General features: G+C 50.8%; 18 protein-coding genes and 1 pseudogene. 9 read left to right on the top strand and 10 right to left on the bottom strand.

Annotated elements, in window-relative coordinates; translation table 11 throughout:
* Positions 1-167 precede the first annotated feature (167 nt).
* Positions 168-806, top strand: a complete 639-nt coding sequence (locus tag GN241_11745; GenBank protein ID XAT57968.1) for a methyltransferase domain-containing protein — start codon at positions 168-170, stop codon at positions 804-806.
* Positions 807-1,008: 202 nt separating this feature from the next.
* On the opposite strand, the gene GN241_11740 is transcribed toward GN241_11745, so the two are convergent.
* The gene (locus tag GN241_11740) at positions 1,009-1,311 is read right to left on the bottom strand and encodes a hypothetical protein (protein XAT57967.1); all 303 of its coding nucleotides are present in this window, start codon (positions 1,309-1,311) and stop codon (positions 1,009-1,011) included.
* Positions 1,312-1,616: 305 nt separating this feature from the next.
* On the opposite strand from GN241_11740, the gene GN241_11735 reads away from it, so the two are divergent.
* The 4 genes from GN241_11735 (at position 1,617) to GN241_11720 (ending at position 6,482) form a co-directional block, all read left to right on the top strand.
* Positions 1,617-2,108 (top strand): CoA-binding protein, encoded by a 492-nt coding sequence (locus tag GN241_11735; protein ID XAT57966.1) that lies wholly within the window; start codon positions 1,617-1,619, stop codon positions 2,106-2,108.
* A 207-nt stretch (positions 2,109-2,315) separates the two neighbouring features.
* Positions 2,316-3,719 carry a glucuronate isomerase gene (gene uxaC, locus GN241_11730; protein XAT59271.1) on the top strand — a complete coding sequence of 468 codons (1,404 nt, stop codon included), beginning with the start codon at positions 2,316-2,318 and terminating at the stop codon, positions 3,717-3,719.
* Positions 3,716-5,161: a mannitol dehydrogenase family protein gene (locus tag GN241_11725; protein XAT57965.1), complete on the top strand. Its 1,446-nt coding sequence runs from the start codon at positions 3,716-3,718 to the stop codon at positions 5,159-5,161. Before uxaC ends, GN241_11725 begins: the two co-directional genes overlap by 4 nt.
* A gap of 124 nt (positions 5,162-5,285) precedes the next feature.
* On the top strand, positions 5,286-6,482 hold the full coding sequence (locus GN241_11720) for an MFS transporter (GenBank protein ID XAT57964.1): 1,197 nt from the start codon (positions 5,286-5,288) through the stop codon (positions 6,480-6,482).
* Positions 6,483-6,916: 434 nt separating this feature from the next.
* Here the strand turns inward: GN241_11720 and GN241_11715 are convergent, their stop codons facing one another.
* Entirely contained in the window at positions 6,917-7,060 is a 144-nt protein-coding gene (locus tag GN241_11715) for a hypothetical protein (GenBank protein ID XAT57963.1), read from the bottom strand.
* Between the two features lie 335 nt (positions 7,061-7,395).
* On the opposite strand from GN241_11715, the gene GN241_11710 reads away from it, so the two are divergent.
* Both GN241_11710 and GN241_11705 read left to right on the top strand, forming a co-directional pair.
* Positions 7,396-8,061, top strand: coding sequence for a hypothetical protein (locus tag GN241_11710; protein ID XAT57962.1), 666 nt, complete (start codon positions 7,396-7,398; stop codon positions 8,059-8,061).
* Positions 8,062-8,072: 11 nt separating this feature from the next.
* A complete protein-coding gene (locus tag GN241_11705) occupies positions 8,073-10,205 on the top strand; it encodes a hypothetical protein (GenBank protein XAT57961.1) in 2,133 nt (710 codons plus the stop codon).
* An 85-nt stretch (positions 10,206-10,290) separates the two neighbouring features.
* Here the strand turns inward: GN241_11705 and GN241_11700 are convergent, their stop codons facing one another.
* Positions 10,291-11,037: a peptidylprolyl isomerase gene (locus GN241_11700; protein XAT59270.1), complete on the bottom strand. Its 747-nt coding sequence runs from the start codon at positions 11,035-11,037 to the stop codon at positions 10,291-10,293.
* Positions 11,038-11,264: 227 nt separating this feature from the next.
* Between GN241_11700 and GN241_11695 the strand changes: the two genes are divergently transcribed.
* Positions 11,265-11,555: a DUF1330 domain-containing protein gene (locus GN241_11695; protein ID XAT57960.1), complete on the top strand. Its 291-nt coding sequence runs from the start codon at positions 11,265-11,267 to the stop codon at positions 11,553-11,555.
* 478 nt (positions 11,556-12,033) lie between these two features.
* Here the strand turns inward: GN241_11695 and GN241_11690 are convergent, their stop codons facing one another.
* The 5 genes and pseudogenes from GN241_11690 to GN241_11670 form a co-directional block, all read right to left on the bottom strand.
* The gene (locus tag GN241_11690) at positions 12,034-13,839 is read right to left on the bottom strand and encodes a M24 family metallopeptidase (GenBank protein XAT57959.1); all 1,806 of its coding nucleotides are present in this window, start codon (positions 13,837-13,839) and stop codon (positions 12,034-12,036) included.
* A 5-nt stretch (positions 13,840-13,844) separates the two neighbouring features.
* Positions 13,845-15,722, bottom strand: a complete 1,878-nt coding sequence (gene cobT, locus GN241_11685) for a cobaltochelatase subunit CobT (GenBank protein XAT57958.1) — start codon at positions 15,720-15,722, stop codon at positions 13,845-13,847.
* Between the two features lie 127 nt (positions 15,723-15,849).
* Entirely contained in the window at positions 15,850-16,836 is a 987-nt protein-coding gene (gene cobS, locus GN241_11680) for a cobaltochelatase subunit CobS (GenBank protein XAT57957.1), read from the bottom strand.
* Between the two features lie 170 nt (positions 16,837-17,006).
* Positions 17,007-17,700 (bottom strand): annotated as a pseudogene (locus GN241_11675) (glutathione S-transferase).
* Between the two features lie 122 nt (positions 17,701-17,822).
* Entirely contained in the window at positions 17,823-18,455 is a 633-nt protein-coding gene (locus GN241_11670; protein ID XAT57956.1) for a DnaJ domain-containing protein, read from the bottom strand.
* Positions 18,456-18,529: 74 nt separating this feature from the next.
* Between GN241_11670 and GN241_11665 the strand changes: the two genes are divergently transcribed.
* Positions 18,530-18,790 (top strand): BolA/IbaG family iron-sulfur metabolism protein, encoded by a 261-nt coding sequence (locus GN241_11665; GenBank protein ID XAT57955.1) that lies wholly within the window; start codon positions 18,530-18,532, stop codon positions 18,788-18,790.
* An 83-nt stretch (positions 18,791-18,873) separates the two neighbouring features.
* Here GN241_11665 and gatB read toward each other — a convergent pair whose 3' ends face one another.
* Positions 18,874-20,385 carry an Asp-tRNA(Asn)/Glu-tRNA(Gln) amidotransferase subunit GatB gene (gene gatB / locus GN241_11660; protein ID XAT57954.1) on the bottom strand — a complete coding sequence of 504 codons (1,512 nt, stop codon included), beginning with the start codon at positions 20,383-20,385 and terminating at the stop codon, positions 18,874-18,876.
* A 151-nt stretch (positions 20,386-20,536) separates the two neighbouring features.
* Positions 20,537-23,086, bottom strand: coding sequence for an aminopeptidase N (gene pepN / locus GN241_11655; GenBank protein ID XAT57953.1), 2,550 nt, complete (start codon positions 23,084-23,086; stop codon positions 20,537-20,539).
* Positions 23,087-23,281: the final 195 nt, after the last annotated feature.

Raw genomic sequence — 23,281 nt, 5'->3', positions numbered from 1 at the left:
CTCAGGTTGGTTGGCGTGGCGCTGGAAAATTTGGGCGAAGTGCTCCAGCATCCTTATGCTGGGTTTTGATCCTTAAAAGCGAGCTTTCGTAGGGCAACGCCGGCCCTTTGGTGGCTGGTATTCGGCGTTTTGGTTGTTATTCTGGCGCCGGAGAAAGCACATCGCGCATGAATTCAACCTTCGAAAACAAACTCAGTCAGATCTATTGGAACCGCTTTGAGCAATTTGGATCCACGCCGCAAGGCAGCTTTTGGGCGACAGAGGCGCGGCAAACCCGGCGATTTGAAATCATTCTGTGCGAAATTGACAAGCTGTCGGGGGCAGCTGGGTTTAGCTTGGCGGATATTGGCTGCGGTTACGGTGCCTTGGTTGACTATCTGCTTAAGCGGCCAGCTAGCTCGGTCACATCATATATCGGCTATGATATTTCAGAGCAATTGATTGCGGCCTGTAAGCGCAAGTTTGAACAGCCTTGGGCGCGCTTCATATGCAGCTCCGCGCCGGATCAAGAACAAGACTTCTCTGTCATGTCCGGACCTTTTAATTTGGCCGCCACCCGCGATCTCGTGCTATGGCAAAACTATGTATTTGACACTTTGCAGGGCTGTTGGTCGCACACCAAGGTGGCAATGATTTTCAATCTTCAAGTGGCCTCAAGCGCGCGAATTTCGCCCCAGAGCCATATTTATTATGCAAATTCAGATCAGGTTTTAGAGCATTGCGTGGCGCGGTTTGGCCCGACGAAAAGGCTTGTACACCCCGATTTGCCGCGGGATGCAACTTTCGTGGTTTTGAAACCGGTCTGATCCGAAATCTACCACCAGTGTTTGGGCGCTGCGCGGCGTTGATGTCGGGGAAAGACCTGCCTTTTATGCAGCGCTGCGCAGATATTTACCGGCCGGATGGTTTTTGTTTTTAGGGCTGGCTTGGCTGAACGGGGAAGATAGCAGCCGCAGGGTTTGTCTGATCACTTTTTGCGGTAGATTGCCAAAGACACTGCAGGGGTCGTTACGCTTGACTATGCTGGGCAAGGATTGCCCCCGAATAGGCGCGGCAGACATTTTCCTCATCATATCGCAGGCAGAGATGTTCAATCAATTCAATCATATTATGCGGCCCATTCACGTAATCCATGAATGCATCCAGCGAGGCCCATTGATTTACAATAACCAATTCGTCGTCTCGGGTGTGCACAATGCTATAGACCTCTAAACCGGCCACGCCGTCTTTGCGGCTTTCGGTGATCAGCTCTGCAATTTCATCTATCGCGTCTTCCTTGGGTGTAACCGCGACGATGCTCATCATTTTCATTCAAGTGACCCTTTGGGCTTTGTTCTGATGTCTTAGGCCTAATTTTCCCAGATAAAACAATCAAGCTTTATTTCACCCCGGTGTGATTTTGGGTCCACAATGCGCAATCGGCGGCGCGCGCTTTGCGCAAGCTGCACAGTGTTTGTGCGGTACTAAAAAACCTGGCAGGTTCATTACCTCACCCTCGGCCCTAGTGCTGAGGCCGGTTTTTGGTTGCAATTGCGCGCAAACTAGAGGATGCAACCACACCCATGCAGCATTTTACCGTCTAGATGCTGAAAGCAGCGCTACTGAGTAAGAATATCATGAACAGCAAACACGCCTATTCCGATTCCTTTCTGCGTAAGGTTTTGGTGCGCAACAAGGTCATCGTCTCTGTTGGCGTCAGTCTTAATGCCATTCGTCCCAGTTATTTTGTGGCCCGGTATTTGAGCCGGCGTGGTTACACGATTATCCCGGTCAACCCGGCATATGAGGGCGAGTTGCTGTTTGGGCAGAGGGTGTATGCGCGCATGGATCAAATTGAGCAACCGATCGATATGGTACAGGTTTTCCGAAAATCGGATGCGGTGCCCGCGATTTATGAAGATGCGTTGGCCTGCTGGCCCGCGTTAAAAACCATTTGGATGCAAATTGGCGTCAAGCATGAAGCAACGGCCCGCAAAGCGCAGGCCCGCGGGATTGACGTGGTACAGGATCTTTGCCCCAAAATGGAGCACCAAAGGTTGAGCGGCGAATTGGGCAAATATGGCGTCAATACGGGGCTGGTGCGTGCGCGTTTGGCGGATGTGATTTAAGCCTCAAAAGAACGCCTGATGGGCGTTAAGAAAACGATGGCACGGATAGAGCAGGAAAATCGGGTAGCGTCTATTTTGCTGCAGCATTGGGCGCTCTGATCCGCCTGTGCAGGGCGCCGGCTGAGCGGATGTGAAAAGGCGCAACTTGGGCTTGCTCTGATTTTGGAACAATCGCAATATGGGTTGGAAACAATCGCGGTAGCTGTGATGCCTTTACACGATCCAAATATTCTGCTTCCCGCTGATCCCACCCGTCGCGCCATTGCCCGCGGGCTTTATGAGGGTGTGCGTGATCTGCCGATTATTAGCCCGCATGGCCATGTTGATCCTGCCTGGTTTGCACAGAATGAACATTTCAAAAATCCAACGGATCTTTTTGTAAGCCCGGATCACTATGTGCTGCGGATGCTGGTCTCGCAAGGGGCTACGCTGGCGGAGTTAGGGCTTGTCGATCAGGACGGGCATCAACACGCGGATAAGCGGGCGATTTGGCGTCGGTTTTGCGCCGGCTATCACTTGTTTCGCGCGACGCCAAGCCGCGTATGGTTAGAATATGCATTTGAAAAACTATTCGGCCTAACCGAACGCCCATCGGTTGAAAATGCCGATGCGCTTTACGATGCAATTTCTCAAAAACTGGCTGAGCCGGCGTTTTTGCCGCGGGCGTTGTTTGATCGCTTTAACATTGAGGTTTTGGCCACCACAGAGGATCCGCTGGATGATCTGTCGCATCATCAGAGCATTCGGAGCAGCGGTTGGACGGGCCGCGTTATCACCACCTACCGCCCCGATAATGTGATCGATCCAGAATATACGGGATTTACACAAAATGTAGAGCATCTGGGTATTTTAACCAAATGTGACACCCGGAATTGGCAGGGATATTTGCAAGCCCATCGCCTGCGCCGGGCGTATTTCCGCAGCTTTGGGGCAACGGCAACCGATCATGGGCATCCGACTGCACGCACCGAAAATCTTTCTTGTGAGGACGCTGCGGCTTTGTTTGATAAAGTTGTGCGGGGCCAGGCTTCATCGCAAGAGGCCGAGCGCTTCCGTGGGCAAATGCTGACGGAGATGGCGCGAATGAGCCTGGAAGATGGTATGGTGATGCAATTGCACCCGGGATCATGGCGCAACCATTCTCCGATTATTTTCAGCGCTTACGGGCGTGACAAAGGGTTTGATATTCCCAAATCAGCTGATTTTGTGGGGGGGCTAAAGCCTTTGCTGGATCGCTTTGGCCATGAAAAGAACTTTACGCTTATCCTTTTCACTTTGGATGAAACCACGCTATCGCGCGAACTGGCGCCTTTGGCTGGGGCCTATCCATGCTTAAAATTGGGGCCGGCTTGGTGGTTTTATGACAGCCCGGAAGGAATGCGGCGCTATCGCGAACTGGTCACGGAAACAGCGGGGTTTTACAATACGGTTGGATTTAATGATGATACCCGGGCTTTATGCACGATCCCGGCGCGCCATGATATGGCGCGTCGGATCGATTGCGGTTTCCTTGCCGGCCTGGTTGCCACGCATATGCTAGAGGAAGCCGAAGCGCATCAGGTGGCCTATGAGCTGGCCTATTCTTTGGCCAAGAAAGCCTATCGTTTATGAGTGATTTTGCCGAGTATTTTGATCGCGTTGGCGTTGTTCATCTTGGGCTGGGCGCGTTTTTTCGCGCCTTTGGGCTGCCGCAACTGCAAAGAATGCAGGCGCAACTTGGCGCAGATCACGCGATGGGCTGGGATGTGATTGGTATCAGTTTGCGCAGCGCAGGGGTGCGTGATCGCTTGGCGCAAAACGGGTTTCGATACCACGCGGTTGAGATGGATGCAGAGCGCCGTTCGGTTGAAGAAATCACCATTTTAAAAGCTGTCTATTTTCTTGAAGATGAGCGCCGCGAGGTGCTGAACGCGCTGCTGCTGCCGCATTTGAATATGGTGACGCTGACGATTACGGAAAAAGGCTATTGTTATTCGCCCGCGCTAAGCGGGCTTGACTGGGAGCACCCTCAAATCCGGCAGGATTTGATCACGCCTGAAACGCCGTCTTCTGCCCCTGGTTTGTTGGTTCAGGCATTGCGACATAGGCGCGAATTAGGGCTCAGCGCTTTTACCTGTCTGAGCTGCGATAACCTGTCTGAAAATGGCCGCGTTTTGCAAACAGTTGTGCTGGAATTTGCGCAAAAAATTGACCCGGATCTTGCGCAATGGATCAAAGAAAACGCACGATTTCCCGCCACGATGGTGGATCGCATCGTTCCAGCTGTAACGGCGCAGGATGTTGAAGATATTGCCGCATTGACGCGGTGGCCCGATCCCGCACCGGTTTTGCATGAACCGTTTTGGCAATGGGTGATTGAAGAGGATTTTGCCGACCTGCCGCGCCCGCCTCTTGATCTGGTGGGGGTTGAGTTTACCAGCTCGGTTCGCTCCTTTGAAGAAATGAAGCTGCGTTTGCTAAATGCCACCCATTCTTCCCTTGCGTATCTTGGTGTTTTGACAGGGCATAAAACCGTTTTTGATGCGATGCAAAACACGACATTGGCGGCGTTTATCACGCGCTTATGGGAGCATGAATTGCGGCCCAGTTTCACGCCCCCCCCGGGCCAAGATTTAAAAGCCTATACGCAGGCGCTCGAACAACGGTATCGCAATTCAGCTATCGCGCATGCGACGATACAAATTGCCATGGATGGATCTCAAAAGCTGCCGCAACGGGTGCTGGCGCCGCTGCGCGCTAATCTGGCCGCCAACCGGCCGGTTGACGGGCTTTGCTTGGTTGTTGCGGCTTGGATATTGTTTTTAAATGGGCAAAGCGAGACGGGGGCGCGTTATCCGATAAATGATCCTTTGCAGCCCCGCCTGACCAGCGCCTGCGTGCAGAGGCAGGATCCTGTCGGGGCGGTTCTATCAATTGCAGAAATATTTGGCTCGGATTTGAAGCAAAATCCCCGATTTGAAGCGGCGGTGCGTCAGGCCTATGATCAGCTGCGCGCAATGGGTGTGCTGGCAAGCGTTGAGCTAGCCTGCCAGCACGCGGGCAAAGCCAATTGAGAGGGGCTGAGGAAACACAAAAATATGCCGGCGCGCTCGGTGAAAACGATATTAAACGTACTCAAGAAAGGCAGACGCGCCTTCTGCACTGGGCTTTTATCCCCCTAAAAACGCGCTGTGCGATATGATGGCGCGGCCTTTGAAATATTACTTGCCGGTTTGCGGCTTGGGCCTCACGCAGATTATGGGTTATGGCACGCTGCTTTATTCTTACGCTGTGCTCTTGCCCCTAATGGCAGATGAGCTTGGCCTTGGCCTGTCGGATGTGTTCGGGCTGCTCTCGATAGGCTTTTTTTTTGGTGGCTTGAGCGCGATAGTTGCCGGGTTTGCGGTAGATCGCATCGGCGGACGTTGGGTGATGAGCCTTGGCTCGGTAGCGTCGGCTGGCGGGCTTTGGGGGTTAAGCCAAGTGACAGGGCCGATTGGATTAACTGTTGCGATATTGCTCACCCAAATGGCGGCAATGTTTGTGCTTTACGATGTGGCTTTTGCATCAATCGCAAAACTTCGCCCCGGGCAGGCGGCCCAATCGGCGATTTCGGGGATCACGCTGTTTGGCGGCGTGGCATCAACCATCTACTGGCCGCTGACCTTGGCGCTTTCAAATCTTTATGGGTGGCAAGTGACATGGCAAATCCATGCTGCCAGCGTATTGCTTATTTGCGTGCCCGCGCATTGGTTCAGCCTAAGCGCGGAAAATGGGATCTCCGCACCCCTTGATATAGGTAAAAGAGAGACTGCGACTTGGCCGCCATTACAAGGCCCCACCCGCCGCCATGCCATGATTTGGATGGTGCTGTCTTTTACCTTTTCGGGATATAGTATGGGGGCCTTGATGTCGCTTTGGGTGAGCAATGTGGAAGCATTGGGGCACAGCGCTGCCGTCGCCGTGACCGCGGGCGCGTTGATTGGACCGGCCAAAACGGCGGGGCGGTTTTTTGAATTGATCTTTGGCCGCGCGCTACATCCCTTGATCACAAGTTTTATTTCTTTGGGTTTGATGACACTTGGGTTTTCTATCTTATTGGGCTTTGGCGCGACCTTTGCCGGCTTGATAGTTTTTGCTGTGCTGTACGGGATGGGCGATGGGATTAAAACGATCACCATGGGCACTTTGCCTTTGGCTTTGTTTGGCCCAGAAGGGTTCGGGGCAAGATTGGGCTGGATCGCGTTCATCCGTATGTCCGTGAATTCCTCAAGCCCTTTTCTCTTCGCTTGGATCACTGAGTCCTATGGCGGTTGGACATCATTTTTGGTCATGGCATTGTTTATATTCATGGGGCTTGCTGCGCTGTTCTTTGTAAAGCGGCATGCTCGGTAACTAAGCCTCTGGCAATTAGATTACCTAGGTTTACAATTCTTTAAGATTTGTCGGAATTTCTTTTTTTTAAAAAATATTAAATTAAAGCAAACTCTCGTTTAGGAGTGAGGCCCCAAATCCAGAAGCAAATTGTTTAATTTTCTGATCACCGTTGGGTCGGATCTTCCGCATTACGATTCATATACTAAAGTTTCGTCAGGTGGTTGCTTGATGCGTTGCAACAAATTTGACCTAAATTCCTTATTTTCATTGAACTGGCGCTTATTCTAGTACTCGCTGAAAATTACGGTCGGGACGCTACCGATTAGCGCGGCACCCATTTCAAACACAAGATCACTCGCGACATTGACAAGGAATTGGTAAAATTCATTATCGAATTTTACTGCGATGATTTTTGATCCAGCAACAAATGCGACAGCGACCCAAAGAATCCGTCATAAGATGTGGAGCCCAAGAGCCTCGCGATCTTCGATAAATTCAACCAGATTTGGGTTATCTTTGAAGTAGCGGACTTGATCTTCGGTCAAATCAGCAGCGTCCGTCGTCATCAACAACCAGGCAACAAAGTCTTGGGCCATAGGATATCACCTTTCGTTAATCGTGTTTTCAACCTTCAAGCTGCCAATCACGAATTCTTTTGGGTGCGCCACTTGGGTTAGCAAGCCGATCGTGCTGATTGCCTGTCCTTACGTCGCGCATTTATTCGTGTCAGGGATAAATTGGGCGGTGAGAAATCTACCCCCCGAAGGTCTCCAACTAATTGTGTTACCCCTCTCGAAAAGACGACGGGCTAAGAGTGAGGTTATCGTGTATCAGGGGGTTAATCCGAACAATATTAAGCAAAACTGCAATCTCATTGTGGCATATAATTTGCTGTATACCCTCCAGCACTAAGATATTTGCGAGGAAGATTATGAAGCAAGACGTCGAAATTGTACGCCCCAAAGAGTGGTTGGAAGAGGCTTTGATCACGCTTGAAAAGATCAAAGCAGGCGCAAAATCTTCGGAAGAAGCTATAACCTTCAATAAGTTTGTGTTCACACATTATGTTGTTGAGGCGTTTGAAGCTATTTTGGCTGCAAAAGCAATCACGACCGAGCAGGCCGAATTGGTCCATAAAGTTGTAACAGGGTATTTAAGCGATGAATTGCTTGCTGCCCTGAGCGATTATGATCAAGAAGTCATTCAAAACCTTCTTGTGCCGTTTTCTCAAACTGAGGCTGCGCCTCAGGAAGATCCGACAGAAGCCGTTACATTGGTCAATCCTGTTGAATGGATGCATGAGGCGATTGAAACGCTTTATCGCGTAGACCGCAGCTGTAAAGACCCCTTGAAAGCCGCGAAATTGAAACATTTCACCTTTTCCACTTATGTCGCGGAAGCCTTTCTGGCGATTGTTTACCGCAAGGCAATTTTTGAATCTGAAGTCGTTTTGGTTAATGAGATTATGAGTAAATATTTTGATCAAAACGTATATGATCTTATGTCCGAGCAAGAGAAGCTGATTTTAGAACATCTGATGATGCCATTTGCAACCGAGCACGGCGTCGACGAAACATTCTATAAGCTCGTCGCTTAAAGGAGCATGAAATGGCATTAAATATCGCAACCGATACAGCTTTTCTACTGGCGTCTAAAAGTTCTGATAGAAATACCGTTACGCTCAATCAGTCTATGGAGCGTTTGACCTCCGGATTGCGCATCAATTCAGCCTCTGATGATGCGGCTGGCGTGGCTGTGGCAACAAGAATTAATTCTGACGTTCAAGGTATGCGTATGGCCATTCGTAACGCCACGGATGGGCAGTCGATGATCAATACGGCTGAGGGGGCTATGGTTGAAATTACCAATATCCTTCAGCGCATGCGCGAATTGGCAATTCAAGCGGCGAATGGCACCAATAGTCCAACTGACAGAGAAATGATTCAGTTGGAAATTGATCAATTGACGATGGAAGTCGACCGGATTGCCCAAAGTACACAATGGGCAGGGCAAAGCATTTTCAACGGCGCTCGGGGTGCCAATGAATTGGCGACATCGCATACAGAGGCGTATACAACCAACTTTCAGATTGGCTCGACGCCAAATGATGGCGATAACATCACGGTGAATTTCTATGCGATCACCTCGGAGGCTTTGGATATTGAGGGCACTGGAACGGTGCCAACAATCGCAACCACATATGCTACAGGTGGCAGTGGCGCCATTGCGATAAATCCAACCGATGGAAAAGTAACTTTAAGTGGTGCTTTTGCCGCGGATGATAAAATCACCATGACGATTAATGGTCAGTCGATTCAAACAACGCTTACAGATACCAATATTATTGATACGGGGGCGACTGCGGTTAACGGCACATCTGCGCTAAGCGCGGGTGAATATTATATCACGTCGATGGGCACGACTGATTTTACAACCTCAAATTCCGGTATCAGCGCGTCGGTTACGTCTCCGATCGCGGATTCTAACGATGGGGCCAATGGCCTTGGCTCGATAATCACGGTAGCGGCGAATACAACATCTTTGACAGGCACGGGCCGCGTCAAGGCGATCAAAACCGATGCAGATGTTAATGCGGCCGCGGATGGTACGCAATTTAAGGTGGTCAATGACTCCTCCGTTTTTTATGACGCTAGCCTGACTGAGACATCTGTCGCGGATGCAACTTCTATTAATATTGATGTTGGATCTACTTATTTGGTTACAGAGGGTTCACTAACCTATGGGGCAACAACATATACAGCAGGCCAATCGATTTTAGGTGTCGGGACGAGTTCTGTATCTCTTGAGGACACAGCTACGAGCGCAATTGTCGATGGAACAAGATATTATGTCAATTCAGGTTCGGTGACGTACAATACCCAAGTTTACTCTGCAGGTTCATACTTTGATGGTGTCAATAATGGGGGTACGGCTGCAAATACTACAACTGGTGGTGGTTTGAATGACAGCGTATTTGTTGTCGCTGAAACCTCGACAGCTACCGGAGCTAGTGCTCTGGTAGAGGTTACCGCAGTTTCTAATACGGATGAAACTTCGCCTACCGACAGCCGTATCAATAATATTACCAGTGGTGATGATGTTGCGATAACAAGCGGAAAGTCATACTTAGTTACAGCGGGTTCCTTGACCTATGGATCAACCACTTACACTGCTGGCCAATCATTTGTAGGTTCTTCAACTGCAATGGCAACAGCTTCTGGGGCCACTGCCGTCTTCAGCACAGCTTTGGATTTTGAAGCAGGTTCGGTAATTGAAAAAGCAAGTGGCTTGTACATCTCCACAAACGCTAAGCTCGTAACCTATGATTCTCCTGCCGCGGCTGCTGAGCAGATTGTAGCGAAGCTACAAGCAGAAGGGATCACCGGCTTAAATTTGACTGACAATATCGATGGTACTTTTGATATTGTTTTGGGCGGTAATTTAAGCGTCGCTTCCGCAACAGACTCCCATAAAGCGATCAATTCGATTGACTTGGCGCTTCAAAATATCAGTGCTGATCGCGCGATGTTCGGCGCCTTAAGCAATCGATTTGATATGTCGATTTCGAACCTATCAAATGTGGCGGCTAATTCAGAAATGAGTCTTGGGCGCTTGCAGGATGCTGATTTTGCAGCGGAAACGTCAAGAATGACCACAAGCAGAATTTTGGAACAAGCTTCGATCGCGATGATGGCGCAGGCCAATGCGGCGAAACAAAACGTGCTGCAATTGCTCGGTTAAAACCACGTCATAAAACCAGAAAAAGCGCGCCGGCGGTTAAACCCGGCGCGCTTTTTTTATTAAAAAAAACGATCTTCGCCGGTTTTTATTGCGAAGCCTTATAAGATTGCACCGGCTGTTGGGCTTTCTGCCAGCCTGTGATGCCTTTTGACAGATGGCTGACATTGGCAAAGCCCAATTGATCCACCAAAGCCTTGCCCAAATTCGAGGTCCGGTTGCCGGTGCGGCAATAGAGCATGATCGGGGTATCGCGATCGGTGATCACCGACATGAATTTCTGTTGAAACTCTGGGTGAAGCTGGCCCGATTTTGTAAATGCTGTGATCAATTCGGCCCCTTCGATAATACCCGTTTTCGCCCATTCCTCGGGGCGGCGAATATCGATGATCAGCGTGCCATTTTTCTGAGCCTCTTGCAGATCTTGATTGCTGGCTTGCTGTAATTTTGGCGGCCAAGCTGTTTTCAGCAGTTCCACTTCAAAGCGCAACGTGGCGTTTGGCGGAATTTTCGCGCCAGCACCGCGCGCGCCATATCCCAATTGTGGCGGAATGGTTAATATTCGGCGCTCGCCCTCTTTCATTCCCAAAATGCCCTGCTCCCACCCTTGAATGACCTGTCCGGCGCCAAGCACAAAGCGAAAAGCTTGCCCGCGTGGACGCGAGGCATCAAACACGGTGCCATCGCTCAGGCGCCCTTCATAATGCACGCTGACTTGCATACCGTTTTGCGCGGTTGCTCCATTGCCTTTCTGCGTGATGTCTATGCCCAGTTCGGCCGCAGACAGCGGCGCGCTTACACCGAGAGCCAGAAAAAGATAAAAAAACCTGCGCATACCTGCGATGATACGGGTGATTTGGGGCATAATGATCCTTTCTATGACCAACAGGGGTAAGCCTAGAGCGGTTTTTGGATTTGTCTATTGCCAAGCGCCAGATATCACAGCGTGTTGACCTGCGCGGTGTAGCCAGGATTTTGTAATTTTCTAACGATTGGCGCTGTTCAGCCGGGCGTGATTTGATAAGCTGTGGTCAAACGCATAATTAGAAAAGGATGCTCAAGATGGCAAAGGTTTTACAGGTGGTTATTTACACCGCGATTTCAGATGACGCGAAATTGGCGGCTTATGCCAAGCTTGCCGGGCCTGCGATGCAAGCCGCCGGTGGGGTATTTTTGGCGCGCGGGGTGCCGGTTGCGGTGGCAGAAGACGGTCAGATGACGCGGACAGTGGTGGTTGAATGGGCAAGCCTTGAAGCGGCGCAAGCCGGCTATAACAGCCCCGCCTATCAAGAGGCGCTTGCCGCGTTGGGCGATGGGGCAACGCGCGAATTTAGATATGTTGAGGCGGTGTAGCGCGCATTTATTGTACAAGGTGTGAAGGGTAAGTGGCCGGAGCGTTTGCGCCCAGAAAGGCGCATAACTTGCCTTTGCTTTCAGCCAATGCGTGCCTTAGAGCAAACTTTTTATGCACCGCTCTCGGCGCTGTAAGGCAGGGCGTAAATCAGGCGTGATCTTTATTTGGATAAAACGCGTCTGGCGCTTTCATCAAAGCGGTCATTGCGGGGCTTAAAGATCATCGAATAGCCCAGCAATCCAACCAAGAAAACGAAGATAATTGCCGGAACAATAATGTTTTTACCCAATGTTTCGCCCTCGCTTTCCTGTGGGGCATTTGCTGTGCATGACCCAAAATAGCTGCGCAGATAGTACAGCTTTTCGCCATATCTGGCAAGTTTGGCGGTGAGTCGCAAATTTAAAGCCGCGCACCTTAAGGTATTCAGGGGCGGATTGCCCCTTTAGGCGCCTTAAACGCGCCCTGTCGCGGCGCTTGTTAGAGCGCTTTTGTGGCGTGGCCCAGCCATTGCGCGGCGCTGCTGCTCAGCTGATCCTGATGCAGATTCCAACATTTTTGATGATAGGCGTTTATCCAAGCTTTTTCTGACGGGTCCAGCCAATCAGAGATGACCATGCGAAGATCAATCGGCACATGGGTAAGCGTTTCAAATTCCAAAAGTCGCGTTAAATTTGCGGCCTCGGGCAGATCTGCCACACCAACGCTGAGCAGATTTTCAATCCGAATTCCAAACGCACCTTCTTTGTAAAAGCCGGGCTCGTTCGATAGGATCATCCCTGGTTCCAACACCACGGTAGAGGCACGCGATAATCGCTGCGGGCCTTCATGCACGCTTAAAAAATGCCCAACGCCATGGCCTGTGCCATGATTGAAATCTTGCCCGGCAGCCCAAAGCGGCGCGCGAGCAAACGCATCCAGATCGCGCCCGGAAATGCCATATGGGAATTTAAGGCGAGAAATCGCAATCATCCCTTGCAAAACCCGCGTGAAGGCAGCGCAAACCTCGTGCTGTTGCGTGCCAATCGCGATGGTTCGTGTAATATCGGTGGTGCCATCCAGATATTGGCCACCGCTATCCACCAGCATGACCTCTCCGGGTTGAAGCAGCCGGTTTGACGCTTCATTCACCCGATAATGGGGCAGGGCGGCGTTCGGGCCGCTGGCTGAAATCGTATCAAAGCTGATGTCCAAGAGCTCTGAATTGGCGCGCCGAAAGCTCTCAAGCGCAATAACCACGTCAATTTCTGTTATGGTGCCAATCGGCGCGTTATCAAGCCAGGCCAAAAACTCGCACATTGCCGCGCCGTCGCGTTGATGCGACACGCGGGCGTGTTGTAATTCTATAAGGTTTTTGCAGGCTTTTGGAAGGATAGCCGGGTCTGTCTCGAACGCGATTTCAACCTGCGCTTTTTGAAGAATATCGACAACGGCATAGGGAATATGCCCGGCATCAACGCGCACCCTGCCTTGTAATTGCGACAGTTGCGCGTCGAATTGATCTTGTGAGAAGAGGCGTATCCCGGCGCCAAAATGCCCCGATAGGTGTTCGGCTTTTCCAGGCGCAATGAACAGATCCACTGAAGCATCGGCGTGCAAAAATGCAAAGCTATGAACCAAGGGCACATGGGTGACATCGCTGCCGCGCATATTCAGCAGCCAAACGATGCTGTCTGGCAGCGTTAGGATCGCTGTGTCTTGCGCGTTGTCGCGCAGCATTTTGGCAAGGCGTTTGCGCTTATCACTATGGGTTTCACCGGCATAATCATCGGGGTAGGCATAGGCCTGCGCGTTGGGTGGATCTGGCCTATCGGTCCAGATTTGATCGATAAGATTGGCATTTGGCCGCAGCTGAATGCCGTTTTCGCCCAGCGCTTCGCGATGGGCTTTTATCTCGCCCCAACTATGCAACCACGGGTCAAAACCGATCGTACCCGTTTGCAGGTTTTTCTGCAGCCAATCGGGCAGGCTCGTTTCGGGCCAGTCAACGGGTGTGAAGGTGGCGTTTGTTTGCACTTTCACTTGAACCCGGTAGCGCCCGTCTACGAATACACCCGCGACATCAGGTAAAACGGCGCAAAACCCGGCCGAACCTGTAAATCCGGTTAACCAAGCCAAGCGCTCATCGCGTTTGGCAACGTATTCCCCTTGATGCACATCGCTGCGCGGGACCAAAAAGCCGCTCAGCTGTGCGCCAGAGATGGCCTTGCGAAGCGCGCTCAGGCGCGCAGGGCCCGCATCGGGTTCAGAGTCGTCGATAAAGCTTTGGAAATGGGCTGTTTTCATCGGGCTCAATTCACTTTTCTCATACCGGCCGCGCGCGCGCGCGCGCGCGGATCATTGTCAAATAACGCAGCCAATTGTTCGGTCATGGCGCCCGCAAGCTGCTCGATATCCGTGATCGTGACGGCGCGTTCATAATAACGGGTGACATCATGACCAATGCCAATTGCCAGTAATTCTACCGCTTTGCGCTTTTCAACCATCGCAATCACATCCCGCAGATGCTTTTCAAGATAATTGGCTTGGTTCACCGATAAAGTGCTGTCATCAACCGGTGCGCCGTCTGATATCACCATAAGAATTTTACGCGCCTCGGGGCGCCCAGCCATGCGACGATGCGCCCATTCCAACGCTTCACCATCAATATTTTCTTTCAGCAAACCCTCTTTCATCATCAAGCCCAAATTGGATCTTGCGCGCCGCCAAGGCGCATCGGCGCCCTTATAGATGATATGGCGTAAATCGTTCAGCCGCCCAGGCTGTTGCGGACGTCCTTCATTCAGCCAATCTTCCCGGCTTTGCCCGCCTTTCCACGCGCGGGTGGTGAACCCAAGAATTTCCACTTTGACGTTACACCGCTCTAATGTGCGCGCCAAAACATCCGCACAAATCGCCGCGATGGAAATGGGCCGTCCGCGCATAGAGCCGGAATTGTCAAGCAAGAGCGTGACCACGGTATCGCGAAATTCGGTGTCTTTTTCTCTTTTAAAGCTTAGCGGGGTGGTGGGGTTCGCGACGATGCGCGCCAAACGACCTGCGTCTAAAATGCCTTCTTCTAAATCGAACAGCCAAGAACGGTTTTGCTGGGCTTGCAGGCGGCGTTGTAGCTTATTGGCCAGCCGGCTTACCGCCCCCTTTAATGGTTCTAATTGCTGATCCAAATAGGCCCGCAGACGCTCTAGCTCAACGGCATCGGCAAGCTCTTCTGCCTTGATCTCTTCATCATATTTGGTTTCATAAACGCTGTAATTCGGATCAGCATCCGAAATTGGTTGCGGAGCAGGGGGCTCCATTGGAGCACCGCCATCGGGCAGTTCAGTCTCTTCCGACATCTCATCTTCAGCGCTTTCATCGCTGCTGACCTGCGCCGCTGAAGGATCTTGCTGTTCTTCTTGGCTTTGTTCAGGCGTGCTTTCCGTATCATCTTCATTGCTGTCATCTTGGCCCGTACTGTCGGGATCTTGATCTTCTTCCGTCCCTTCATCCTGATCTTCGTCAGACTGATCTTCAAGATCATCAGGATCGTCGCCCAGCTGGTCACCATAGCCTAGATCGGAAATGATTTGGCGGGCAAATTTTGCAAAGGCGCTTTGATCTTTCAATTTGCTTTGAAGATCTGCCAAAGTGCCACCGGCTTGCTCTTCGATGAACCCCTGCCAAAGCTGCATAATGTTTTGCGCGGCGGGCGGCATATCGCGCCCCGTGGCCAAATGCCGGATGAGGTATCCAGCGGCGGTCGATAAAGGTGCATCAGAGCGGTCGGTAATATTCAGATAGCCAAGCCGGGCTGCATCCGCGCCAATTTTCGCATCAATATTTCCCGCCGTACCCGGCATATCTTGTGCGCCAACGGCTTCGCAGCGGGCCACTTCCATCGCCTCATAAAGTTCGCGTGCCATATTGCCTTGGGGGGCGTATTTTATATGCGTTCCATCATCGTGATATTTGCGGTGCAGGGCCAAAGCATCCGCTGTGCCTCTTGCCACCAAAACTTCATCACGGGTCATTCTACGGCTGATTTGGGGCAAGCGCATGACATCGCCCGATACGCCAGCCGGATCCACGGAATAGGTGATCGACAGATCGGCATCATTGGCCATCACTTTGGTGGCTTCGGCCAAAGCTTTTTTAAAGGGATCGGCCGGGTTATCTGAATTTGGTCCCATAGCGCAAGTCTCGCTGAACGTTTGAATATTGCAAGCTCTGTTTACAGTGCCGCAACCTGAATTTTAGCGCGCGCTTTCCCGTTGGGTTGGAAAATTCAAAAAGCCGCGCGCGCTGCGGCTTAAAACTTTAGCCCAAGCTGACGCTGGCAGCGCTTTCTGGCAGTTCTTCGTCAAAACAGCGCTGGTAGAATTCTGCCACGGTCTGACGCTCAAGCTCATCGCATTTGTTCAGGAAAGACAAACGAAACGCGTAGCCTATATTGCCGAAAATTTCCGCGTTTTGCGCCCAATTGATCACGGTGCGCGGGCTCATCACGGTGGATAGATCACCATTCATAAACGCGGTACGGGTTAGATCTGCAACCGCTACCATTTGCTTTACCGTTTTGCGCCCTTTTTCCGTATTATAATGCGGTGCTTTTGCCAGAATAATTGCGGTTTCGGCATCGATGGATAGATAATTCAAAGTGGCTACAAGCGACCAACGGTCCATTTGGGCTTGGTTTATTTGTTGGGTGCCATGATAGAGGCCGGTGGTATCGCCCAGACCAACGGTATTGGCGGTTGCAAACAGCCGGAACTGCGGATGGGGGGTGATAATTTCGTTTTGATCCATCAAGGTAAGTTTGCCATCATGTTCGAGCACGCGCTGGATCACAAACATCACATCGGCGCGACCGGCATCATATTCATCAAATACGATCGCCACCGGATTGCGCAGCGCCCAAGGCAAGATGCCTTCGTGGAATTCGGTGACCTGAACGCCATCGCGCAATTTGATCGCATCTTTTCCGATTAAATCGATACGGCTGATATGGCTGTCCAGATTAACGCGCACGGCGGGCCAGTTCAGGCGGGCTGCCACTTGCTCAATATGCGTTGATTTGCCCGTGCCATGATAACCTTGGAGCATAACCCGGCGATTATGCGAGAACCCCGCAAGAATGGCCATGGTTGTGTCGGGGTCAAATTTATAGGTCATGTCAATTTCGGGAACCCGCTCAGAACGATCCGCAAAGCCTTTCACAACCATATCTGTGTCTAGCCCGAACATTTCACGCGCTGAAATATCCTCAGTCGGTTTTACATCCATGGTATTGCCGCCGTCAGCCATACTTGCGTTTCCTCTATTTGCCATTTTCAATCAGTGCTCTGGTGCAACATAAAGCGGTTAAGGGCAAGGGGAAGGGCAAAAATAGTCAAAACAGCGCTCTATCCGCTCTTTCACCGCAGCGGCGTATTTCGATCTTGAGGTCACGAAAAAAAGCCAGACTTTTTGCTTTCTTAAACAAAAAACTCTGCTGGATCAGGTATATCCTTCGAGTTGAACCTATAGGGTTCTTCAAAATCGCGAAAAACTGCGCTTTCGATCGCGTCTTTACTGGATTTTTTTACCGATAGGTGCTGTCTGATACGCTGCATATAAGGGGCTGTATCTTCTGAAACAGGCAGTTTGTAAGTCTGAATACGTCTGATAATAGTCGCGTAAAACGCATCTAAAGCGCTGAATTCTCCAGCCAAGAACGGACCTTTAGAAAGTTTTAGAATATTGCGCCATGCAGTCTCGATACGGTGTATGTCTTTGCGAACCAAAAATTTGTCGCGCCAGAGCAATCGGCCAATCTGGGGCAGATCGGCTTTAATATTCATTGGGCACTGTCTGCGCAGCGCAAAAAGCCACTATGCATTTCAGCACAAAGGCTGCGCGCTTGTGCGCGCAGGCCCTCGTTTCGGGTCCAATTCTCAAGTTGAGGGTTTTGTTCTACAAGATATTCTATGATCGCCAGCGTTTCCCATATGGTCAAAGGATCAGCTTGCAGGGGCGCATCGTTTAAACCTTGCAGAAAGGGACCCTACCCGCTGGCGAATATTTGGCAACGCTTTGTTTGAAGTGCGAGCGTTCAGAAAATCCGTCAGAGGGAATGGGCTTTTCGGTGAATTTAATGCCGAAAACGTGCAACACCAACCAAGGCCGCATTGACCAGCTTGAATAATTCTTATCGCCAATAACCAGCGTGCTTGCCACCGTTTAGCCCGCTTCTATGAGTTTCAAAGAGTAGTCAGCCATAACATTACTTAGATTTTAGGGTGCAGATCCGATTATTTGAAGTTCCGGCTGTCTTTTAATTGATCCCAAGCCCAAACCACTTCTTGTAGCTGTTCTTCTTGGCTACGATCGCCGCCATTCATATCTGGGTGTAAGACTTTGATCAGCGCTTTATACGCGCCGCGTATTTCTGCTTTGCTCCAATTGTCCTTGCCTTCTAAGATTTCCAAAGCGCGGCGCTCGGTTGGCGGCAGACGCCGGCCACTGCCCGCAGAGCCTCCGGATTTGCCTGGGTTCTTAGTGGCATTTTCGCCCAAAACCTGATGCGGATCCTCAATCCCCAGCCGTGCCCAAGCGCGCGCTTCTGTGTCGCGGAAATCTTTGGTTTCTCTTTCCCAAACTTTGTCTTTTGAACGCTGGGCATTGATTTCGGCTTCTGTGGTGCCGTTAAAGAAATTCCATTTCAGATTATATTCGCGCACGTGATCTTTGCAGAACCAGAAAAAATCATCCAGCACATCGGGGGCTTTGGGCGCGCGGAATTTTCCAGCCTCTTGGCAGCCTTCATGTTCGCACAGTCGGGTCGAGGTGTCAGAGGCTCCAGACATGCTGCGCCGCCCGCGCGGATTTTTCTTCTTTGAAGAAGACACAGAGATATCAAAACCAAATGGGTCGGAGGCAGCCATAAAATCACCTTTTCTATCCAAGGCACATAGCATAGGCTTTCCTCAGGTAATTTGAAGAGGCGAAAACAAAAAATATGACCCGAGTGGAACAAATTCGCAAAAATCTTGAGAATTCTTTTCAACCAAGCTTTTTGGAGGTCTTAGATGAGAGCGATCAGCACCGTGGACATGCCGGCGCGCCAGAAGGCGGACAAAGCCATTTTCGTGTCCGCCTGAAATCTGAGCAGTTTAAAGGGCAATCGCGAATCGCGCGGCATCGCGCGGTGCATGCGGCGCTGGGGCCAGAGTTAATCGGCGCGATTCACGCCTTGGCTTTAGAACTTGATACCCCTTAAGCCTTAACCTTTAACCGCTTGAAAGGGCCCGCACCTGTTGCTTAAACCCAACTGGTGCCACGCGCTGGGCCTTACCATCGCATTTATTGGGCCAATTTTGTGGCAACCATTTCATTCACCACTTTTGGATTGGCTTTGCCGCCTGTGGCTTTCATCACTTGTCCGACGAACCAGCCTGCCAGCTTGGGGTTGGCCTTGGCTTTTTCAACTTGTGCTGGATTATCTGCGATCACTTGATCCACCGACGCTTCGATCGCTCCTGTATCCGTTACTTGTTTTAAGCCGCGCGCTTCCACGATCTGCGCCGGCTCACCGCCCTCGCTATAAACAATTTCAAACACATCCTTAGCGATTTTTCCGCTGATCTCGCCTTTGGAAATAAGATCGATAATACTGCCCAGTTGCGCCGGGCTGACCGGGCTTTCACTGATATCACAATCATCTTTTTTGAGGCGCCCAAAAAGTTCGTTAATCACCCAGTTTGCGGCCAATTTGCCATCACGCCCCTTGGCCAAAGCTTCAAAATACGCCGCCGAGTCAAGCTCTGCGGTTAGGACATTGGCATCATATTCCGATAAGCCAAAATCTGTAACGAAACGGGCTTTTTTCTGATCGGGCAGCTCTGGCAGATTCGCTGCAATCTCATCCACCCAGTCTTGTTCGATTTCCAAAGGTAAAAGATCCGGATCGGGGAAATAGCGATAATCATGCGCCTCTTCTTTGGAGCGCATAGAGCGCGTTTCGCCTTTGTCGGGATCATAAAGCCGGGTTTCTTGATCGACGCTTCCGCCGCTTTCTACGATCGCAATTTGCCGCCGCGCCTCCACGTCAATAGCTTGCTGGATAAACCGCATTGAGTTCATATTCTTGATTTCGCAGCGGGTGCCAAGATGCGAAAAATCTCCACTTTCGAGATATTTTTCATATTGTCCTGGCCGGCAAATCGAGACGTTGACATCGGCGCGCAGGTTCCCGTTTTGCATATTCCCGTCACAGGTGCCCAAATAGCGCAGGATCTGACGCAATTTTACGATATAGGCGGCGGCTTCTTCTGGGCTGCGAATATCGGGGCGGCTGACGATTTCCATCAGCGCCACTCCGGTGCGATTCAGATCAACAAATGACATATTTGGATCCATGTCATGGATCGATTTTCCGGCATCTTGTTCGATATGAATGCGCTCAACGCGGACCCGGCGCGCAACGCCCGGCGCCATATCAACGACCACTTCACCCTCGCCAACGATCGGATGATAGAGCTGGCTGATCTGATACCCTTGAGGAAGGTCTGGATAGAAATAATTCTTTCGATCAAAGGCAGAGACTAAATTGATTTCAGCCTGCAAACCCAGCCCGGTTTTGACCGCTTGCTCTACGCAAAATTCATTTATTACCGGCAGCATGCCTGGCATTGCGGCATCCACGAAGGCAACATTGGAATTTGGTTCATTACCAAATTGCGTGGATGCCCCTGAAAATAACTTTGCTTTTGAGGCAATTTGGGCGTGCACTTCCATGCCGATCACCAATTCCCAGTCATACTTAGCACCGGCGATGGTCTTGATCTTAGGCGGTTCAAATGTCAGATCGAGCATGGTGCATGTCCTTTTAAGGCGTGGTTTCTTTGCGCCGGTTTAGCCAATGCGGCTGCGGGTTTCAATCTCTTTGCGCTCCACTCGCTTTCTCTTTGCGGGGGTGGTGCTGTGTGCGCCTGCAGGGCGTCTGCTTAGCCGTTTGCGCAGCGCGTCAGTCGTTTACAATTCTTGAAAGCATCTCGCGCGAATCTCTGCTGAGCCCATCCATCTCTAACATGTTTTGCAACAGCGGTTTCAACATGGCTTGCCGGCCTGTATCAAATTGGCGCCAGGTTTTGAACGCTCCACACATGCGGGCGGTGGTTTGCGGATTGATTTTATCAAGCCGCGAAAGACACTGTACCATTAATTCATAGCCTTGGCCCGACAGGTGATGGAAGCCTGCCATATTGCCCGCCAGTGATCCAAAAACCGCTCGAAAACGGTTGGGGTTTTTCCAATTAAAATCTTCATGTTGTGTAAGTGATTTTGCAATAATCGCAGCTTTTTCTGGCGGTGCGAAAGCCACCTGCAAGGCAAACCACTTATCGATTACCAGCCGATCTTCTTTCCATTGATCATAAAATGCCTGCGCCTGCTCGGCGCCCTTTTCAACTGATAAAAGCGCGCTGAGCGCGGCTTGCTGTTGGGTCATATTATTGGCGGTGTCGAATTGTTTTTTAGCGGCGTCGCCGGCATCAATCCGCGTTAGGTAAACCAAAGCCCTATTGGCGAGCGCGCGGGCATTAGATTGCTGCGCGTTTGGCGCATAAGGCTCTTGTATTTGATGCGCGGCATACAAGTGCGGCCAGATATCTTGCAAATGCTGGGCAAGCGTTTGATGCAGGGTTTCAAGCGCATCGAAAATGCGCTGTGGATCGGGGGTTAGGCCATCTGCGTAGAGCGAGCGTGCTATTTCATCTTGTGATGGCAAGCCAAGCACCAAGGCGCGCAACGCTGGATCAAGCGCGTCATCGCTTGCCACAGCCTGCAGCGCATCCAGAAACTCAAGCGCGGGGGCCTGGTTGTGTTGTACCAATTCTTTCAAACTTTCAACGGCCAGCGTTCGGCCTGCCTGCCATTTGTTAAAAGGATCAGTGTCATGCGCAAGCAGAAAAGTTTTGGTAGCGTCGTTCTGTGTGTGTTTCAGTAGGATAGGGGCTGAAAATTCGCGTAAAATCGAGGCGATGGGGCGTTCAGCGCTCGCAAATGTAAAGCTTTGTTGGGCTTGGCTAAGCTCTAAAATCTGCGTTGGCAAAAGCTCTTGTCCGCAAGGCGATAATAAGCCAACGGCAATTGGTATGACTTTGGGATCTTTTTCTATTTGTCCTGGCGTTGCAGGGGTTTTTTGCGAAAAAGTGAGTTGGAATTTACCCTTTTCATAATTTTCTGTCACGCTTACTTGGGGGGTGCCGGCTTGCGTGTACCAGTTTTTGAATTGGCTCAAATCGCGCCCGGTGCTGTCTTCAAAAACCTGTAGCCAATCTTCGATGGTGGCGGCATCGCCATCATGACGCTGAAAATAAAGCGCCAAAGCTTTGTAATAGGCCTGATCGCCGACAAGCGTTTTCAGCATGCCAATCAATTCAGCGCCTTTTTCATAAACCGTTGCCGTGTAAAAATTATTAATCTCGATAAAGCTGTCAGGGCGCACGGGATGAGCAAGCGGGCCACCATCCTCGCTAAATTGGATTGCACGGAGCTGGATCACATCTTCGATCCGCTTTACCGCGGCGCTGCGCAGGTCTGACGTGAATTGGGCGTCGCGAAAAACGGTTAGCCCCTCTTTCAGACAAAGTTGAAACCAATCGCGGCAGGTAATGCGGTTGCCGGTCCAATTGTGAAAATACTCATGCGCGATGATCGCCTCGATGCGTTCAAAATCTTTATCTGTGCTGGTGGTTGGGCTGGCCAAGACGCAGGCACTGTTAAAGATATTTAAGCCTTTATTTTCCATTGCGCCCATGTTGAAATCATCAACGGCCACGATGTTGAAGACATCTAGATCATATTCGCGCTGATAGATTTTCTCATCCCAGCGCATCGAGGCTTTTAACGCCTCCATGCCGAAGCCGCATTTGTGTTCGTCGCCAGGGCGCACCCAAATATTTAGCGCAACATGATTTCCAGATGCGGTGGTGAAAGTATCGCGATGGGCAACCAACCTGCCGGCCACCAGCGCGAATAAATAGGCAGGTTTGGGCCAAGGGTCTTGCCATTCAGCCCAGTTTTCACCCTGCGACTTTGGATTGCCGTTTGACAGTAAAATGGGCAAATCGCCTTCAATCCGAACGTGAAACTGCGCCATCACATCGGGACGATCAGGATAATAGGTTATCTTTCGAAAGCCTTCCGCCTCGCATTGCGTGCAATACATGCCGTTTGACATATATAGCCCCTCCAGCGATGTGTTGTTTTGAGGGGCAATCTCGACCTCACATTCCCAAACAAAGCTTGCGCTGGGAACCTGAACGGATAAGCCGTCTTTCGCGATCTGTGGCGATACGGTCGTGCCATCAATTTTTGCCCAAATAAGGCGTAGATCTTCACCATGCAGGAACAATTCATTTTGAACCGCGCTGGAAATAGGTTCGAATTCAACCAAAGAAATGACTCTGGTTTTGAGTGGGTCTAATTGAAACGTCAGATGCACATTTTTGACGCGAAACGGAAAAGGCGCGTAATCTTCGAGATAATTGGTGGTGGGGCTGGCATCTTTCACGGCATATCCTTACAGCGTCATTCCTTGCGCTTTAGGTCTAAACCACGGCTTGCAAAGTGCAAGGGCGCTTTGCTTTTTTGGGGGGGATAAACCGCTGATAGATTTTTTTAGATTTTTTGTGCGGGCTGGCGATCTGCTGCTGTGCGTCTAAATCAAATCCAGCGTCCGGTTGTGCCTCTTAAAAAGCACAAAAGA

The organism is Rhodobacteraceae bacterium IMCC1335 (assembly GCA_039640495.1).
GTDB lineage: Bacteria > Pseudomonadota > Alphaproteobacteria > Rhodobacterales > Rhodobacteraceae > Thalassovivens.
This window is presented reverse-complemented; position numbering and strand designations above follow the sequence as displayed.